The following is a 17,716-nucleotide window of genomic DNA, read 5'->3' on the forward strand; positions in this document are numbered from 1 at the left end:
AGTCAGCTTTGCTGTCTGAGCTCGCGGGCTTCGCCCTATATAGTATCTGCATCTCAGTCAGCTTTGCTGTCTGAGCTCGCGGGCTTCGCCCTATAACAGCATAAAAACAACCGGCACCAAAAGCAAGCTTTCGTACCGGTCGTTTTTATGCTGTTGCAGATTCTCAGTTTTACGCGAAAGAAAAACCCTTGATTCCTCAAGGGTTGTAATCTCTGGTGCGGATGACAGGAGTCGAACCTGCACACCGTAAGGCGCTAGATCCTAAGTCTAGTGCGTCTGCCAGTTCCGCCACATCCGCATTCAATTGTTAATGGTGACCCATCCGCGACTCGAACGCGGGACACCCTGATTAAAAGTCAGGTGCTCTACCGACTGAGCTAATGGGTCTTGTTGGCTGGGGTAGCAGGACTCGAACCTACGCATGCCAGAGTCAAAGTCTGGTGCCTTACCGACTTGGCTATACCCCAACAGTTTATTTTTATATAATGGGGTGGATAATGGGACTTGAACCCACGACATCCAGAACCACAATCTGGCGCTCTGCCAGCTGAGCTATACCCACCGCATCTAAATGGCGCGCCTGCAGGGATTCGAACCCCGGGCACACGGCTTAGAAGGCCGTTGCTCTATCCAACTGAGCTACAGGCGCATGATTAAACTGATAAATGGAGCGGGTGAAGGGAATCGAACCCTCGCGACTGGCTTGGAAGGCCAGGGCTCTACCACTGAGCTACACCCGCAAACAAAAGATATTTTATATCGCTTGGCTGTTAATGTCAAGCTTATTTTGAAATTCTTTTTCCCGTTTCTCAGGGACAAGCATTAGTATACAGTACATATTAATTCAAGTCAATAGAAAATATCATTTTTTTCATTTTATTTTTCCAGTCTATTTCACATACACGATCCTAGTGTCCATGACCCCGTCCTTAAGCTCCAATACGCCGTAGCTATAATATTTTTGGGACCTTTTGTCTCCTATGCTTCCCGGATTTAAAAATACGATGCCCCCGATTTCTTCGTTAACAGCAATGTGGGAATGCCCGAACAGAGCGATGTCCGCGCCTTCCTCCTTGCTCTTGTAATAAAGATTTTGAAGCCCTGATTTTACCCCGTACAAATGCCCATGAGTTAAGAATATCTTATATCCTTCCACATCTAAAATCAAGTCTTCCTTTTCTTTTATATGGTCCGTATTTCCCTTAACCCACAAAACCTTGACAAGCGTGTCTTCATTAAGCTTCATGGCATCCCTCACGTTATCCCCCAGATGCAATATAAGTCCAGCATCCGGGTTTTTAGATGCGATGTCCATCATCCTATCATTGTTTCCGTGAGTATCGCTAAATATCAACACCTTCATCTTTGACCTCCTGAGAGTCGGTTCATTAATTCCCCCGCCTCTTTTAAAGCCATTGCTCTGTGGCTTATCTTGTTTTTCTCCTCTGATGTTAGCTGTGCATATGTCTTTCCTGCACTTTCGACAAAAAACAGAGGGTCATAGCCAAAGCCACCTTCACCTGCAAGCTCATTTGCTATAATCCCTTCGCATTCGCCTCTGAAAATGTATTCTCTGCCGCCTTCATCTATTAAAGCAACAACGCACACGAACCTTGCTCTCCTATCCTCCTTAGGGATGTTTTTAAGGAGTTTCAAAAGCTTCTCGTTGTTTTCAGCGTCAGTAGCATCTTCACCTGCAAATCTGGCCGATCTAACCCCGGGAGCGTTATTCAAATATTCAACTTCCAGCCCTGAATCGTCTGCCATGACAGCATTCTCAGTATTAGCTTTTACGGCTCTTGCTTTTATAAGTGCGTTTTCTTCAAATGTAATTCCGTCTTCTACGATATCAACAAAGATGCCTTCATCCTTCATTGTTGATATCTCTATGTTCCTGTTTTTCAAGATATCTTCTATCTCAATTTTCTTGTGCGCATTTCCTGTAGCTAAAACTATTTTCATGATTCCTCCATAACTTTTTATACGTTATCCTTCTGTATTTCGCTCAATTTTTCGATTCCAATCTCAGCCAATTCCATAAGCCTGGCAAACTCGTCCTTGGTAAAAGGTCTCTCTTCCCCAGTTCCCTGTATTTCGATTATTTCGCCGTTACCGGTCATAATGATATTCATATCGACCTCGGCCCTTGAATCCTCTTCATAACACAAGTCAAGCATCGCTACTCCCCCGACTATTCCTACGCTAACAGCCGCAACGGATGTCTTCACCGGCATATCCTCAATAAGACCTTTTGCTTTAAGTTTTTCAAGCGCGTGAATAAGGGCGATATAAGCGCCGGTTATGGATGCGGTTCTCGTCCCACCGTCTGCCTGTATGACATCACAGTCTATCCAAAGGGTTCTTTCTCCTAGTTTTTCCAAATCAACTATAGATCTTAGCGTCCTGCCTATAAGTCTTTGTATCTCCACATTTCTGCCGTCAGCCTTGCCTCGGCTCATCTCTCTGGTCTTTCTAATCATGGTAGAGCTAGGTATCATGTTATATTCCGCAGTGACCCAGCCCTTGTTTTCTCCTCTTAAAAATATTGGCACCTTTTCCTCCACCATCGCCGTACAGATGACCTTCGTGTTTCCTGCCTCTATCAGTACGGATCCGTCTGCATATATCGTAAAGTCGTTGGTAACCTTAATCTGCCTCAATTCTTCATTTGTTCTTCCATCAATTCTCGACATGTTAAATCTCCTAACTGTATGCTTTATATAAATCATCACTTTGGGGAGGATCGATTTCTTCCGAACCTGTCTTTGACAGAAGCCTACACTCCCCTTTGGTGAATTCACCTATAATTCTGCAGTTTATATTTTTATTTTCAAGCCCTTTTAAAATATTACCCGCTTCTTTATTATCCGCCGCGATGAGCATAACGCCGCTGCTGATCAACTTAAGGGGATCTATACCGAAGCGATCTGCTATCTTTTGAGTAGATTCAAGAACCGGAACCTCATCTTTGTGCAAAACCGCTCCCAAACCAAATTTTTTTGCCGTTTCCCAAACCGCTCCCAGGACTCCACCTTCAGTAACATCATGCATATACTTGGCCCCTCTTTCGCCTGCTATGACACCCTCGTCACAAACGCTTAGGGAACCCCTGAGCAGTTCAATCTCGGCCTTGTCCTTATCCGTCAACAGCCCTTCAAGATCCTCCCTGAAATCGTCGTATAAGATCACCGTCCCCTCGCAGGCAGCATATTTTGTCATGATGATCTTGTCTCCAGGCAAGACTTCTTTGCCGTATACCACCTGTTCCAGACTTCCTTTACCCAGACTGGTAGCGCTTACTACTATCCTGTTGACCGCATCTGTAACCTCAGTATGTCCGCCTATGAGCTCAACTTCCATATCGTTGGATACTTCAATAATCTCTTCTATTACCCCTTTTACTTCCTCGATTTCCGCATCGGGTGGTATTAACAGCGTCACCATTATCGCAAAGGGCTTTATTCCCTTGGTCGCAACGTCATTTCCTGAAACAAGCACTGCAAGCTTGCCAATATTGTTGGCAGTTGCCGTTATGGGATCTGTAGAAACTATGCAAATTTCGTCTTTAAAGCTTACCAGGCTGCAATCCTCAGCCAGTCCTGAACCAACCAGCACGTCAGGGTGCCTGTATTTTATCTTTGAAAAAACAATCTGTTCCAAAAGTTCGTTGGATATCTTTCCTATCTCCATATTCATCACTCCAATGCCTAAACTATCATTATTATAACACATTTGATTTTTCCAAACATAGGCTTGTCAATATCAGCTAAAAAAAAGAAGCCTCCGACGCTGCGAAAACTTCTTTTATCCTTATGTTAAAATTGGTCCAGGCTCTCCTTGATCAGCTGGTTTACCATTCCGGGATTTGCCTTGCCTTTCGTTTGTTTCATTATCTGTCCTACCAAAAATCCTATTGCTTTTTCCTTGCCGCCTTTAAGGTCTTCCACAGATTGGGGGTTTGCCTTCATGACTTCAAGCACCATGTTCTTAAGCTCTGATGCATCGTTCATTTGTCCAAGGTTTTTCTCTTCGACTATTTTCATAGGCTCCTTGCCGGTTTCGAACATTTCCTTTAGAACTTTTTTAGCGATGCTGCCGCTTATAGTATTCTTGTTGATCAGGTTTATGAGCTCACCCAGATTTTCCGGCGCGAATCCGATTTCCTTGATCCCTATGTTTTTTTCATTCATGGCAGCAGATATGTCTCCCATCAACCAGTTCGCCGCAGATTTTGCGTCATCGCATACCTCTACTGTCTTTTCGAAGAAATTAGCGACATCTTTGGATGTAGTAAGCACATTCGCATCGTATTCCGACAGCTGCCATCTCTCCATGTATTCCGCTTTTCTCAACCAGGGAAGCTTTGGCAGATGCCTTCTGATATTGTCGATATACTCCTCCGTCAGAACTACCGGAACCAGATCTGGATCTGGGAAATACCTGTAATCGTGGGCTTCCTCTTTGCTTCTAAGAGAAAAACTCTCGGCCTTGTCGTCATCCCATTTTCTGGTTTCCTGAATTATTCTATTTCCTCTCTCAAGCTCGAATATCTGTCTTTTCGACTCATATTCAACAGCCCTTTCCAAGGCTCTGAAAGAGTTTAGATTTTTCATCTCAGTTCTCGTCCCAAATTCCTTTGCGCCTTTTTTCATTACTGACAAGTTAACATCAAAACGAAGAGAGCCTTCCTGCATCTTGCAATCTGAAACCTCGGTATACTCCAATATGGATTTTATCTTCTCTGCAAAAACCCTTGCTTCCTGGGCACTTCGCATATCCGGTTCGGTTACGATTTCGATAAGCGGTACCCCGCATCTGTTATTGTCGGCCAGTGTTCCAGAGCCTGCGTCGTGGATCAGCTTTCCTGCATCCTCTTCTATGTGGATTCTTGTAATGCCTATGGTTTTTTTGTACTCCCCCAAGTCAATATCGATGCTGCCATCTTCACAAATAGGCAAATCGAACTGTGAAATCTGATAAGCCTTGGGAAGGTCGGGATAGAAGTAATTTTTTCTATCCATTTTGCTGTATCCCGCAATTTTACAGCCTGTTGCTATTCCCGCTTTAACAGCATATTCGACGACCTTTTTATTTAATACGGGAAGAACTCCCGGCAGTCCCAAGCAAACTGGACATGTCTGGGTGTTTTCTTCAGCGCCAAAGACCGTGCTGCATCCGCAGAATATCTTGGTCTTAGTGTCTAGCTCCGAATGTATCTCAAGTCCTATAACTATTTCATAATCCATTTCATACCCTCCTATAGCTCCGCTCTTTTATGATGAAAATCCGTCGCCTGCTCAAAAGCGTATGCCGCCTTCAAGATGTCTTTTTCTCCAAAAGCTCTTCCGGTAAGCTGCATGCCGACAGGCAAGCCCTCATCGTCAAAACCGCAAGGTACGCTAATCCCAGGAATCCCGGCTATGTTTACAGGCACCGTGTAGATGTCTGATAAGTACATCTCAAGAGGGTCTTCGCTTTTTTCACCTATTTTAAAAGCCGTCGTCGGACATGTAGGAGAAAGAAGCACATCACAGGATTTAAATGCATTGTCAAAATCCTCTTTAATCAGAGTCCTCACCTGTAGCGCTTTTTTGTAATAAGCATCATAATATCCTGAGCTTAAGGCATAGGTTCCAAGCATGATTCTTCTTTTTACCTCGTCGCCAAAGCCTTGACTTCTGGTCTTTTTATAAAGATCCAGCAAATCGTCAAATTCTTCAGCCCTGTATCCGTATCTTATTCCGTCATATCTTGCCAGATTGGAGCTTGCTTCCGCGGAAGATATTATATAGTAAGCCGATAGTGCATATTTTGAATTCGGAAGGGAAACATCTACAAATTCAGCGCCGAGGTTTTTGTAAACCTCTATCGCCTCTATTAGTCTTTCCTTTACTTGTGGGTTTAACCCTTCACCAAAATATTCCTTTACAATTCCTATCTTCATCCCTTTGATCTTTGGATCTAGGTATGTAGTATAATCCTCTGTTTCTTTTTTTACAGATGTCGAGTCCTTTTCATCGTGTCCCGCTATATAGTTTAGGACTATGGCGCTGTCTGTAACATCCTTGGTAATTGGCCCTATTTGATCTAAGGAGGATGCAAATGCCACCAATCCATATCTGGAAACCAGGCCATATGTGGGTTTTAGGCCCACCACACCACAAAAAGAGGCTGGCTGTCTTATGGATCCTCCTGTATCTGAACCCAATGAAAACACCACTTCATCCGCTGCCACACAAGCTGCGGATCCGCCGCTTGAGCCTCCCGGCACTCTGGTCTTGTCCCATGGATTGTAGGTCTTTTTAATAGATGAGTTTTCATTTGACGATCCCATGGCAAATTCATCCATGTTGGTCTTTCCTAAAACTATTGCTCCTGCCTTCTTAAGTTTTTCACTTACAGTTGCGTCGTAGGGAGGAATAAAACCTTTCAGAATTTTAGAAGCACATGTTGTTTCTACGCCTTCGCTGCAGATGTTGTCCTTTAGTCCATAAGGTATTCCAAAAAGTGGCGAATGAGGCTTTTCTCCTTGAGCATCAGCCTGCCTTGCACTTTCCAGCGCCTCCTCCTTCATGACCTTAATAAAGCTGTCCACTTCACCTTCTACAGCTTCGATCCTATCCAAATACTTGGTCGTTATTTCCTCATATGTGATCTCTGAATTTTCAAGCAAATCATTTATCTGATGTATGGTGCTTATCTTGTCCATCTGTCATTACCTCCTATTCTATTACCTTAGGCACTTTAAAGCACCCCTTGTCCTTCTCCGGAGCGTTCATCAACGCCTTTTCACGGTCCAAAGAAGGAACAGGAACGTCTTCTCTCAAGACATTCTTGATTGGCAGCACATGGGCAGTGGGCTCCACCCCTGTAGTGTCCAATTCATTTAGCTGTTCCTCGTAATTTAATATATCCCCCAGCTGGTGCACATATTTTTCGATTTCCTCTTCATTGAATTCAAGTCGTGCAAGATCTGCCACGTACATAACATCTTCCTTGGTCAACTTCATGTAAAAATCACCTCTTCAGTTTCGAATTTTTCCCTTTAGAATTTACACTATATTATATTTCATACAGGTATGCATTACAATGATTATTGCAGCATGGCCTTGAAGGCATCTTCGTCGATGATCTCCACTCCCAGGCTTCTCGCCTTATCCAACTTGCTGCCTGCGGCCTCGCCTGCCAAGACATAATCAGTATTCTTGCTGACCGATCCGATCACCGCGCCACCGTTTTTTTCTATTAGAGCTTTGGCTTCATCCCTTTTAAGTGTAGGCAAAGTGCCTGTGAGCACGAATTTCTTGCCTTTAAGTGCCGTGGCACCTGCAGATGTCGCTTCTTCACTGGTATTAAGTCCTAGCATCTGCAGCTTTTTGATCAAGGCCATATTGTCCGGGTTGTCAAAAAAAGCTCTGGTCTCTTCCGCTATAACCTCGCCTATTTCGTCAATAGAAAGCAGATCTTCCACCTTGGCATTTCCAAGCTCATAAATATCACCATATCTTAAAGCGAGAACCTTTGATATCTTTTCCCCTACAAATGGAATTCCCAAGGCATAAATCAGCCTTGATAGCGGCCTGGTTTTAGATTCTTCGATTGAAGCTATAAGCTTTTCATATGACTTTTCTCCGCTGTTGTCCAAAGAAAGAATCTTCTCCTTTTTTTCTTCCAGCTTGTAAATGTCGCTTATCTCCTCTATTATATGGTGATCAATGAATTTTCTTATCTGCTTGGGACCGAGCCCCTCTATGTTCATCGCCCCTTTGGATACGAAATGCTCCATTTTCCTTCTTGCCTGGGCAGGGCATGATACATTGAGGCATTTTCTGTCTGCTTCGCCTTCGTTTCTATGGGTAGGTCCTCCGCATTCAGGACAATTTTTAGGCAGCGCATAAGGCTGAGTTTCAGGTCCTCTCTTATCCATGTTGACTTTGATGACTTCCGGTATGATTTCTCCCGCTTTTCTTACAAATACCCAGTCACCTTCCCTGATGTCCCGCTGGCTTATGTAGTCTTCGTTGTGCAGGGTCGCCCTGCTGACCACTGAGCCGGATATCAGCACAGGCTTAAGATGGGCTACCGGTGTTAGGGCACCGGTCCTTCCAACCTGCACCTGTATGCTCTCCACCAAGGTCTCTTTTACTTCTGCCGGGAACTTGTATGCGATTGCCCATTTAGGGCTTTTACCGGTTGTTCCTAATATTTCCCGTTTTTCAAAATCATCCACCTTTACGACCAGGCCGTCTATATCGTAGGGAAGCTTTGATCTTTCCTCCTCAGCTTTTTTGCAAAATTCAAGCACCTCAGCCATCGTCTTGGCGAGTTTTAAAGGGCTCGTCTTAAAACCCAAGGCTTTTAGATATTCGAGACTTTCTGAGTGACTTGAAAACTCCCTGTCTTGAGAGCTTTCTAGGTTGAAAACAAAAATATCCAAAGGTCTTTTTGCCGTTGCCTTTGAATCCAGCTGCCGGATAGATCCCGCAGCTGCGTTTCGAGGGTTAGCAAAGAGGTTTTCCCCGATTTTTTTTCGCTCATCGTTTAGCTTGAAAAATCCATCTTTTTCAATGTAGACTTCTCCCCTCACTTCCAAGGTGGCCTTCTCCTTTAATCGTAAAGGGATGTTCTTAACTGTTCTAAGGTTTTCGGTAACGTCCTCTCCAACCTCACCGTCTCCTCTCGTAGCTCCACGTACAAACACCCCGTCTTGATAGAACAAAACAACGGTCAGTCCGTCAAACTTATACTCCATGGCATACCTTAAGTCCCCGGCTGCTTTTTTCACTCTGTTGTCAAAGGCTATTAGGTCACCTTCTTCAAATGCATTTGCCAAGCTAAGCTTGGGAGTGTCAAAAACCACCTTTTGAAACTTTTCAAGGGCCTTTCCTCCCACCCTCTTGGTAGGAGAGTAATCAAGAGAGTGCATGGGGTATTTATCCTCAAGCTCTATCAGCCTATTCATAAGATCGTCATAGGTGCTGTCTTCGATCACGGGAGCATCCTGTTCGTAGTACAGTTTGTTGTGCTTTTCTATTTCTTCAACTAGCTCGATTATCTCTTGTTTTGGATCCTTGACCATTTAAGATCACCCCTGCAAAATTTTGATTGGAGCCATGCTTAGAGCAATTTTTTTGATTCCCATTTGTGGAAATGCTACTGTTGCTATATCTCCATTTATGTTTATGACAGTTCCTTCGCCCCATATTTTATGAGCTATTTTATCTCCTGCCTTGGCATCATCGCCTTTTGATGAACTCGGCTGCAAAGAAGCCGTATTAGCCTTTTTGAACCTGCCCATTTGGCTATTCATGCTAAAGGTCTGATCCTGAACTCCTTTTTTTGGTTTAGACTGGACAGTTTCCCTTTCCATTTCATTAAGATTTACCAAATGATTAGGGATTTCATCCAAGAACCTGGATTTCATGTTGTAATTCAGCCTGCCGTACACGGTACGGTACCTTGCATGAGTCATGTAAAGCTTGTCGCAAGCTCTTGTTATTCCTACGTAGCAAAGCCTTCTTTCCTCTTGAAGCTCCACATCATTGTCCTTTGATCTCTCATGAGGAAATATGCCTTCCTCCATTCCGGGAAGAAACACCACTGGAAACTCCAAGCCTTTTGCATTGTGGATAGTCATTAAAAGAACCTCTCCTCCGGTTTCTTCGATGTTATCCGTTTCTGCATACAGTGACACGTTTTCCAAAAATGATGTCAAGTCGTTTTCCATGGAGTTCTTTTCAAACTCCACCGCTGCAGATACAAGCTCTTTAAGGTTTTCGGCTCTAGACTGGGCGTTTTGCATCTTACCGCTTTCCAGCATATCCATATATCCCGACTCGTCTATCACTCTTTCAAGCAGCTGGCTTACGCCGACTTCTTCTTTAAGCTGTGCAAATCTAATCATCAAGTCCGCAAAATCTCTAAGCTTGCCCATCACTCCCGCCGACAGACCTACCATTTCATCCAGATTCTTGATGACTTCGTATAGGGGCCAGCCTTTGAATTTGGCAAACTGCTCCAGCTTATCGATTGTAGCTCCACCTATTCCTCTTTTCGGAGTGTTAATTATCCTCTTTAGGCTTAAGTCGTCCTTGCCATTGTCTAGGACTATCAGATAGGCTATGATGTCTTTGATTTCCGCCCTTACATAAAACTTTGTTCCTCCGACCATCTTGTATGGAATCCTTGCTGCCATGAAGGACTCCTCAAAAACCCTGGACTGGGCATTGGTTCTATAAAGGACCGCAAAATCTCTATAATCATACTTTCCGTCTCTAACCATGTTGCGGATTTCGTTTGTTATATAATTGCTCTCGTCTCTTTCGTCGTTAAGTTCATAAACCTCTATTATGTCCCCTGCATTACGGTCCGTCCACATCTTCTTGTCTTTTCTATAGTCGTTATTGCAGATGACGTGGTTTGCAGCCTCTATTATGTTTGGGGTGGACCTGTAATTTTGCTCCAGCTTTATTACTTTGGCTTCAGGATAGTTTTTTTCAAACTCCAGGATATTTCTTATATCAGCCCCTCTAAAGGCGTATATGCTCTGATCGTCGTCTCCGCATACGCAGATGTTTTTATAGCCTTTTGCAAGCATGTCAGTCAATTTGAACTGTATTGGATTTGTGTCTTGGTACTCATCGACTAAAACATACTTGAACTTTTTTTGGTAATACTCCAAAATTTCCTCGTTCTCTTCAAAGAGCCTTACTGTATTCAGTAGCAGATCATCAAAATCCATGGCATTGTTTGACACCAACTTGTTTTGATATAGCTTGTATATGGAAGAGATCTTTTCTTCTCTGTAGTCGCCCATGCTTTCCTTTTCGAAATCGGCAGGCATTATCCCTTTTTCCTTTAAGGATGAAATCCTGCCTATCAGCATGGATACCGGATACATCTTTTCATCTAGATTAAGCTCTGTCAATGTTTCTTTAAGAATCGTCTTAACATCAGCCATGTCGTATATTACATAGTTTCTGTCGTACCCCAACAAGTTAGCATGAAAGCGCAGTACCTTTGCGCACATGGAGTGGAATGTGCTCATCCAAATGTCTTCAGTTCCTTCGATGTCCATCTCTCGTATACGGCTTCTCATTTCTTCCGCCGCTTTGTTTGTAAATGTCAGTGCTAGTATCTGCCACGGCTTTGCCTTTTCTTCCTTTAGGATATAGGCTATTCTATGAATAATCGTTCTAGTCTTTCCCGATCCGGCTCCCGCCAGTATCAAAACAGGTCCGTCTGTTGCCAGTACCCCTAATTGTTGTCTTTCATTAAGTCCTTCGATAAGCTTCATTATTTCCTCCAATTTTGCAGTATTGCCGATTTAATCAACATAAAAGAAATCCATCGGTCTAATGATGAATTTCTTTTTAGTCAGAATAATATTTTACCATAAAAGATGGAATCAAGCACCTTTTTCATTTCATCCTCAGTCATTATAACCGGGTTGGTTTTGGTTGATCCCAGCATGCTGTTCTTTAAGAGTTCGTCAAAGTTATTTTTGTACTCCTCTTCGGTTATCCCCATTTCGTTGAAGGATTTGGGTATATCCAAGGTTTCGTTAAGCTTTTCAATTGCATCAGCAAAATCATCGACGCCGATTCTCTTTGCCAGTCTTTCAAGCTTTTTGCCCACAACCGGATCCTTGCTGTTATACCTTAATACAAATGGAAGGCCTACCGCATTTAACAGTCCATGTCCATAGCCGAATCTTCCTCCAAATGAATGGGATATCCCGTGATCCATCCCGAGACCGATATTATGAAATGCAGTTCCTGCTATGCACTGGTAGTTGTGAACCTTTTGCCTGCTGTTTAAATCCCCATCTTTATATGATGAGGGTAGATAATCAAACAGCCCCTCTATGGCACCTATGCACAAGGTCTCGCTGAAATCTTCCAGCTTGTGGTTTATATAGCACTCTACCGCATGAGTCATAGCATCCATCCCTGTCTGTGCAACAACAGACTTTGGCATAGACAAAGTTATCTCTCCGTCCAAAATAGCCAAATCCGGAATGAACCCGTATGATTTAAGGCCAATTTTTAGGTCGATGTCCTTGAAGGTAACCACCGCTGTCCTTGTCACCTCAGTAGCTGTACCGCTTGTTGAAGGTATCGCAACAAGGTAGATCTTTTTTCTCTTAACATCCATTATATCCGTCTTGGCTTTTTCAAAATCAATCTCAGGATATTCGTGCATCATGGCTATTACCTTTGCCGCATCTATTGCCGAGCCCCCGCCTACAGCAATTACGCATTCCGGCGAGAAGTCGTTTATCTTTTTTAAGCCGTCGAGTATTTCCTCAGTAGTAGGGTTTGCTCCTATACCCGAGAAAACCTCAAACTTTGCACCTTTTTCCTTTAGGATGTTCTCGATTTTTTCAATGGTCCCGTTTTTGAACATAGATGATTTACCCGTAATAATAAAGAACCTCTTAAAGTCAAGATCTCCCAAGCTTTTTAAGCTTCCTGGACCCGTTACGATTTCTTCTCCGTGCAGTCTTAATCTGTTCAAAGCTATTCCTCCTCATAGTATATTTGTTCCATAGGTATGAAAACCGAGGCCGTAGTGCCTTTACCCGGTTTGCTTGTAATTTCTATCTTCCAGTCGTGTTCGTCCGCTATCCATTTTGCAATGGACAGTCCCAAGCCGGTTCCTCCCATATCCCTGGACCTAGCCTTGTCCGCTCTAAAGAACCTTTCATAAACCTTTTCCATATCACCGGGAGCTATGCCTATTCCGTGATCTTTAAATTTAAGTATGAAAAACCCTTTGTCTTCTTTGGACGATATGGTTATTGCCGAGTTTTCAGTGCTGTATTTTATGCTGTTATCTATCAATATTATTGCCAGCTGCGTCATCTTGAGCCTGTCAGCATTAAGGAGTATCTTGTCGTCTATGCTGTTGTATATGCTTATGTTTTTCTTAGCAGCAAGGGGCATCAGCTTTTCACTTGTGTCTGTTATCAGGTACGCCAGGTTGAACTTTTCTCTTTCAAGGTTTAATTGTCCCGCATCCACCTTGGCTAAAAACAACAGATCAGTTACCACCTTTTCCATCCTCTTTGTTTCGTCGTAGGCATTGCCTAACCATTGCCACTGCTGACGCACTGTTTCCTCCGGAGCGGTTTTTATTACTTCCAAGTTTGTAAGTACCACAGCTATCGGTGTGCGCAGCTCGTGACTGACGTTAGCAACAAATTCCTGCTGCCTTTTTATGGACTCTTTTACCGGAATGATGGATCTGCCCGATATTATGTAGCCTCCTGCCAAGGATAGAGTCATGCCTATAAACACTGCAATAATAAGAATCCTCAAAAGCCAGTTTAAAAATCCGATTTCGGCATTCATATTTTTGATTGTCTGGACGACCCTCATCTGTCCACTTTGATTTACATAGACGTTAGTAAAAACCTTCATATCTATTATACCATACTTGTAATTTAGCGCTTCCCCTCCAATGTTTCCTGTCTGAAAGTTGTATTGAACCAAATCCCTTAGAATATCATTTGGAAGCTGTAGGTATATGGAGCTTCTTATCACATCAAAATTTTCATTCCACACCACTGTTGTTATGTTCTGGTTTAGAAGCCTTTGGATCAGATCGTTGTACTCTTCATCCTTTTCCACATCTCTTGGATACCCTTCGCTTATCTCGTCAAAGTAGTTTATATAGGTGCTTAACTGCTCTGATGCCATCGCAAGTTCGCTGTCAACATCACTTGTAAGGTTTATCCTCATGGTGAAATACAAAAAAGCGGAAATCGCTATTAAAATCCCCACTAAGACAAAAGTATTCAACAATGTAAGGTTACGTCTGAGCTTGTTTAACATCTAATCCCGCTCCTTAAGGACATACCCAAGACCACGCTGGGTTTGAATCATTGTATTTGATTTTAAAAGCTTCTTCCTGAGATAATGCACATATATCTCCACGCTGTTTTCTGCAGCCAGGCTGTCAAAACCCCAGATCCTATCTATTATCTGATCCTTTGAAACTATCATCCCAGGATTTCTTAAAAACATTTCCAAAAGCTGAGCTTCCTTGGCGGTAAGGTTTTTAGGACTGCCGGCAATAGATGCTTCTCCGGTGTTAATGTTGAGTGAAACGTCGCAAAAGCTTATTAAGCTGTCGTGAAAGATTTCCTTTGGCCTTCTCGCCAGCGCTCTTACTCTGGCAACCAGTTCTTCTGTGTCGAAGGGTTTTACCATGTAGTCATCCGCGCCCATATTTAGGCCTTTCACCTTGTCCTTTGTAGAGTCCATTGCCGTAAGAATCAACACAGGAGTTTTTTTGCCCTTTTCCCTTATAGCTTTGAGTATCTCTAGCCCGTCTACGTTGGGCAGCATTATATCCAAAACGATGACATCATAAATGTTTTCTCCCGCGAGCATCTGGCCTTCCAAGCCGTCGTTTACTATGTCGGTAAGTATCTTGTTTTTTTCAAAAATTTTAGCCATCGCCTGGGCCAATGGTTTTTCATCCTCCACCAATAGAACTCTCAATTAAATTCAACTCCGTTTCGGCAAATTGCCAAATAATTTGATTATTTTTTAATTCCTTAATAAATTTAAAGGTTACGTTAAGCTTCATCCCTTATTATGTACCTAAAGAGAATACTAAACGGAACCAACCCCCTTTTCCCTTTTCTGATATTAATGATTTTTTCATTTATCATGGTTCCTAATGTGAAATATAAAGAGGCTTTTGCCTCTTTATATTTTTTTGCGCGAAAAGCTGAGAAACAGCATCAAAGGAACAATTTAACGTCTAAAGCTTGCTTTAAAGGCTATAAATTGTGAGTTTGATATTGGGCGAAGCCCGCGAACTCGGACAGCAAAGCTGTACGAGGTGCATGTTTCGACCCATTTCCAGCATCAAAGGAATAATTTAACGTCTAAAGCTTGCTTTAAAGGCTATAAATTGTGAGTTTGATATTGGGCGAAGCCCGCGAACTCGGACAGCAAAGCTATACGAGGTGCATGTTAGTTATAGGATATAAGTCTTAAGCGTGCATGCAGTTTTCTGAAGTCTTCCAACTTTCTACTTTCTACTTTCCAACTTTCTGCTTTATTATCATCTTACGCATTTATAAAAACAAGTATTGTCCCGGCAACTATGTAAATATCCGCTAAATTAAACACGGGAAACTTCTTGAATTTAATATAAAGAAAATCCGTAACATATCCACTGGTCATTCGCTCTAGGTAATTACCTAGAGCCCCAGATATTACCAGACTAAGTGAAATCATAAAGTCATAGCTATAGCCCGCTTTAAGCGCAAAGAAAAATATCCCCAACAAAAACATTATAGACAAAGTGGATAGCATCCTTAAAAGAGATTTTCTGCCTTTTAGCAAACCATATGCGGCTCCTTTATTGTGTAGCAATACGAAGTAAATCCTCTTAGTGATTTTCACCGGATAATTCATAATCAGCTTTTCATTTGCCACTCTTTTGGTAAACAGGTCGATGAGGACCCCGGTAAAAATCAGCATGAGGCAAAGAAGAAGCTTATCCATTTGCCCTCGCAAGTTTAGGAGAGTTAAATACAATTGTTTCCACGTTCTTATCCTCATCGTCGGTAAACCATACCGTTATTGCAACATCTCCGTCCTCTTGTGAAAATTGACCTTTGTATATCGCACTTATATAATTTTTTCCGTTATGGCTTTCTTCCGTTGTTTTTACAAGCTCTATGCTTCCCTCCTGATAAGAGCCTATCACGCCCACTATCTGGGTCTTTATTATTCCTCCGAAGACCTCTTCAGTAAGCGCTTCGGTCATCAAGGGTCCAAAATCCTTGCTGAAATTTTCGTAATCATCGTTGTTCATCGCCACAAGCAGGCTTTCAACTTTGGGCGTACCATATCCTTCAACATCATCTTTATCTGCACCTGATGAGCATCCCGACAGCAAAACCATTGATAGTGCAATAATTATCAAGATTAGTTTTCTCATTATATTACCCCATTTCCGCTTTCTATTATAGTTGTGTGCGTAGCTTTATTAGTATCTATCTGCAAAATTTTTCTGTCTCCTTATATATACGACAGATATTAGGGCTATAATCATTAAAAACCCTTCAGCCAAATAAATATTTGGCATCGTGATCGCAATCAGGTTTATACCGCCGTGGAGCATGATGGCAGCGATTAAAAGCCCCGGCTTTCTTTGATATACACTTTTGGCAACCATCACAGAGAGACCGATGTGAAGGATAAGTGCAAAAACTCGTTCGAGCCCTCCTGCGATGAACAAATGAGGTTCAACTGTCAGAAAAAGGGCTCTTAAGGCCTCCATGTCAAGGAAGATATTTGGCAAGGCACTTACCAAGCTGTCGAACCAACCAAATGTCAGGTTTGAAATCGCCACAAAATTAGCGGTAGATGTGATTCCTACTATGGCAATTGACTCGAATCCGCCATGACCTACTCCATATCCCAATGCATTTTCATAGGAGAGCTTTCTTTTCAGAAGCAAAAAAGCAATGTACCTGCCTATTTCTTCAAATATCCCTGCAGTGAATGATAAAAATACCGCCATCAAGGTCCTGTTGCTGGCCACATTTATATAAAACCAAACCTGTCCCTGTAAATATGAAATCAGTGGTATCCTCAGCATCATCTGAAATACGAAGAAAAACATCGCTCCTGCCAAAATGTATGCCCATCCCGACTTGTGCTTACTCTTAATGTAAACCAAAAGAATGATAGGAAATACAACTGAAAGCAAAAAAGATATTAGTGCGGCAAGAAAATATTTTATATCCACCATCGTCACCTCAGTTCACAACTAATTTAAGCATCTATCATAATTATATCAAGGATAGCCTGATGTACAAAGTAAAGATTGACTTTAGCTTTCGTAGTCACCTGATGCTTCCGGCTGGTATAGGATTTTTTTTATTACCATTTCAACGATTCCACCTGGAGTTTTCCATGAAATATCAGAACCTTCTTTAAATCCTATTAATGCAGTCCCAATAGGAGCTAGAATGGATATTTTGTTTTCCATTACGTCGGCATCCTTCGGATAAACCAGTGTATATTCCTCAATGTCGTCAGGTTCGTCTATATAGCTAACCTGCACTACAGTGTTCATTGTCACTATATCCGGCGGAACATCTTTTGAATCCACAACGGTTGCACGACCAAGCTCTCTTTCAAGTTCATCAAGGTTTGATTTGTTGCCCCCTCCGAACTCCCTCTGATGTGATATGTGCTCTAAAATTCTATTCTTGTCCTTTTCAGTGATGTAGATGTTTCTAGACATTTTTATTCCTCCTGTTATTTAAACATATCTTCAAATATAGAAAGATAACCTGAACATAAAAATCCAGGTTATCCGTGTATCCATCATACCATAAAAACGTTTTCTTTTCATCAGTCAAATTTTAAACAGACGATAATATCGCCCTCAAATGCTTTGAATCATGGCATATTTCCTTTATAATATAAATGTAACTGGCAGTCGCCCTACTTGGGCACTAAAAGAATTTTAAGGATGTGAACTATGAACGGACAGGACAGAAGCAACATTACCATAGGAACTCGAGTAAAGATAGTGCTTAAAGCAGATCAGCGCTCCGGCAAGCTCACGGAAGGGACTGTGGCCAAAATCCTTACCAACAGCCCCCGCCACCCTCACGGGATTAAAGTCATGCTTGCAGATGGCCAGGTAGGACGAGTTAAGGAAATCATTGATTAAG

The 17,716-nt window shown here is 42.4% G+C and carries 17 protein-coding genes and 6 tRNA genes; 1 reads left to right on the forward strand and 22 read right to left on the reverse strand.

Translation table 11 applies throughout. From position 1 onward, the window contains the following. Nucleotides 1-213: 213 nt before the first annotated feature. From BUB93_RS10250 to rnk, 22 genes are all read right to left on the reverse strand, one after another. Nucleotides 214-298 (reverse strand) — tRNA-Leu (locus BUB93_RS10250). 13 nt (nt 299-311) lie between these two features. Next, a tRNA-Lys gene (locus BUB93_RS10255) sits at nt 312-387 on the reverse strand. A 4-nt stretch (nt 388-391) separates the two neighbouring features. Next, nucleotides 392-467: transfer RNA gene (locus BUB93_RS10260), tRNA-Gln, on the reverse strand. A gap of 19 nt (nt 468-486) precedes the next feature. Further along, a tRNA-His gene (locus BUB93_RS10265) sits at nt 487-562 on the reverse strand. Between the two features lie 10 nt (nt 563-572). After that, nucleotides 573-649: transfer RNA gene (locus BUB93_RS10270), tRNA-Arg, on the reverse strand. A 17-nt stretch (nt 650-666) separates the two neighbouring features. After that, nucleotides 667-740 (reverse strand) — tRNA-Gly (locus BUB93_RS10275). A 149-nt stretch (nt 741-889) separates the two neighbouring features. After that, complete coding sequence (locus tag BUB93_RS10280; RefSeq protein ID WP_073271775.1) at nt 890-1,363, reverse strand: metallophosphoesterase family protein; 474 nt, start codon at nt 1,361-1,363, stop codon at nt 890-892. After that, a complete protein-coding gene (locus tag BUB93_RS10285; protein ID WP_423230811.1) occupies nt 1,360-1,962 on the reverse strand; it encodes an XTP/dITP diphosphatase in 603 nt (200 codons plus the stop codon). Before BUB93_RS10285 ends, BUB93_RS10280 begins: the two co-directional genes overlap by 4 nt. Before the next feature lie 17 nt (nt 1,963-1,979). Then, entirely contained in the window at nt 1,980-2,693 is a 714-nt protein-coding gene (rph, locus tag BUB93_RS10290) for a ribonuclease PH (protein WP_073271783.1), read from the reverse strand. Between the two features lie 10 nt (nt 2,694-2,703). Beyond that, on the reverse strand, nt 2,704-3,690 hold the full coding sequence (locus BUB93_RS10295) for an AIR synthase family protein (RefSeq protein ID WP_073271787.1): 987 nt from the start codon (nt 3,688-3,690) through the stop codon (nt 2,704-2,706). 125 nt (nt 3,691-3,815) lie between these two features. Then, the gene (gene gatB / locus BUB93_RS10300) at nt 3,816-5,246 is read right to left on the reverse strand and encodes an Asp-tRNA(Asn)/Glu-tRNA(Gln) amidotransferase subunit GatB (protein ID WP_073271791.1); all 1,431 of its coding nucleotides are present in this window, start codon (nt 5,244-5,246) and stop codon (nt 3,816-3,818) included. A gap of 11 nt (nt 5,247-5,257) precedes the next feature. After that, complete coding sequence (gene gatA, locus BUB93_RS10305) at nt 5,258-6,709, reverse strand: Asp-tRNA(Asn)/Glu-tRNA(Gln) amidotransferase subunit GatA (protein ID WP_073271794.1); 1,452 nt, start codon at nt 6,707-6,709, stop codon at nt 5,258-5,260. Between the two features lie 13 nt (nt 6,710-6,722). Next, nucleotides 6,723-7,010 (reverse strand): Asp-tRNA(Asn)/Glu-tRNA(Gln) amidotransferase subunit GatC, encoded by a 288-nt coding sequence (gene gatC / locus BUB93_RS10310; RefSeq protein WP_073271797.1) that lies wholly within the window; start codon nt 7,008-7,010, stop codon nt 6,723-6,725. Nucleotides 7,011-7,093: 83 nt separating this feature from the next. Beyond that, a complete protein-coding gene (ligA, locus tag BUB93_RS10315) occupies nt 7,094-9,079 on the reverse strand; it encodes an NAD-dependent DNA ligase LigA (RefSeq protein ID WP_073271801.1) in 1,986 nt (661 codons plus the stop codon). Nucleotides 9,080-9,085: 6 nt separating this feature from the next. Continuing rightward, the gene (gene pcrA / locus BUB93_RS10320; RefSeq protein WP_073271803.1) at nt 9,086-11,296 is read right to left on the reverse strand and encodes a DNA helicase PcrA; all 2,211 of its coding nucleotides are present in this window, start codon (nt 11,294-11,296) and stop codon (nt 9,086-9,088) included. 80 nt (nt 11,297-11,376) lie between these two features. Then, nucleotides 11,377-12,519: an iron-containing alcohol dehydrogenase gene (locus tag BUB93_RS10325; RefSeq protein WP_073271806.1), complete on the reverse strand. Its 1,143-nt coding sequence runs from the start codon at nt 12,517-12,519 to the stop codon at nt 11,377-11,379. Nucleotides 12,520-12,521: 2 nt separating this feature from the next. Further along, complete coding sequence (locus BUB93_RS10330) at nt 12,522-13,838, reverse strand: sensor histidine kinase (RefSeq protein WP_073271809.1); 1,317 nt, start codon at nt 13,836-13,838, stop codon at nt 12,522-12,524. Further along, entirely contained in the window at nt 13,839-14,510 is a 672-nt protein-coding gene (locus tag BUB93_RS10335) for a response regulator transcription factor (protein WP_073271813.1), read from the reverse strand. Nucleotides 14,511-15,086: 576 nt separating this feature from the next. Further along, nucleotides 15,087-15,527 carry a signal peptidase II gene (gene lspA, locus BUB93_RS10340; protein ID WP_073271817.1) on the reverse strand — a complete coding sequence of 147 codons (441 nt, stop codon included), beginning with the start codon at nt 15,525-15,527 and terminating at the stop codon, nt 15,087-15,089. Then, nucleotides 15,520-15,966 carry a hypothetical protein gene (locus BUB93_RS10345; protein WP_073271820.1) on the reverse strand — a complete coding sequence of 149 codons (447 nt, stop codon included), beginning with the start codon at nt 15,964-15,966 and terminating at the stop codon, nt 15,520-15,522. The genes lspA and BUB93_RS10345 overlap by 8 nt, the downstream gene beginning before the upstream one ends. Nucleotides 15,967-16,014: 48 nt before the next feature. After that, entirely contained in the window at nt 16,015-16,782 is a 768-nt protein-coding gene (locus BUB93_RS10350; RefSeq protein ID WP_073271822.1) for a YhfC family intramembrane metalloprotease, read from the reverse strand. An 81-nt stretch (nt 16,783-16,863) separates the two neighbouring features. Beyond that, nucleotides 16,864-17,280, reverse strand: a complete 417-nt coding sequence (gene rnk, locus BUB93_RS10355) for a nucleoside diphosphate kinase regulator (protein WP_073271825.1) — start codon at nt 17,278-17,280, stop codon at nt 16,864-16,866. Between the two features lie 240 nt (nt 17,281-17,520). Here rnk and BUB93_RS10360 point away from each other — a divergent pair, with 240 nt between their 5' ends. Further along, the gene (locus BUB93_RS10360) at nt 17,521-17,715 is read left to right on the forward strand and encodes a YwbE family protein (RefSeq protein ID WP_073271827.1); all 195 of its coding nucleotides are present in this window, start codon (nt 17,521-17,523) and stop codon (nt 17,713-17,715) included. Nucleotide 17,716: the final 1 nt, after the last annotated feature.

It is taken from the genome of Alkalibacter saccharofermentans DSM 14828, from assembly GCF_900128885.1.
Taxonomy (GTDB): Bacteria; Bacillota; Clostridia; order Eubacteriales; family Alkalibacteraceae; genus Alkalibacter; species Alkalibacter saccharofermentans.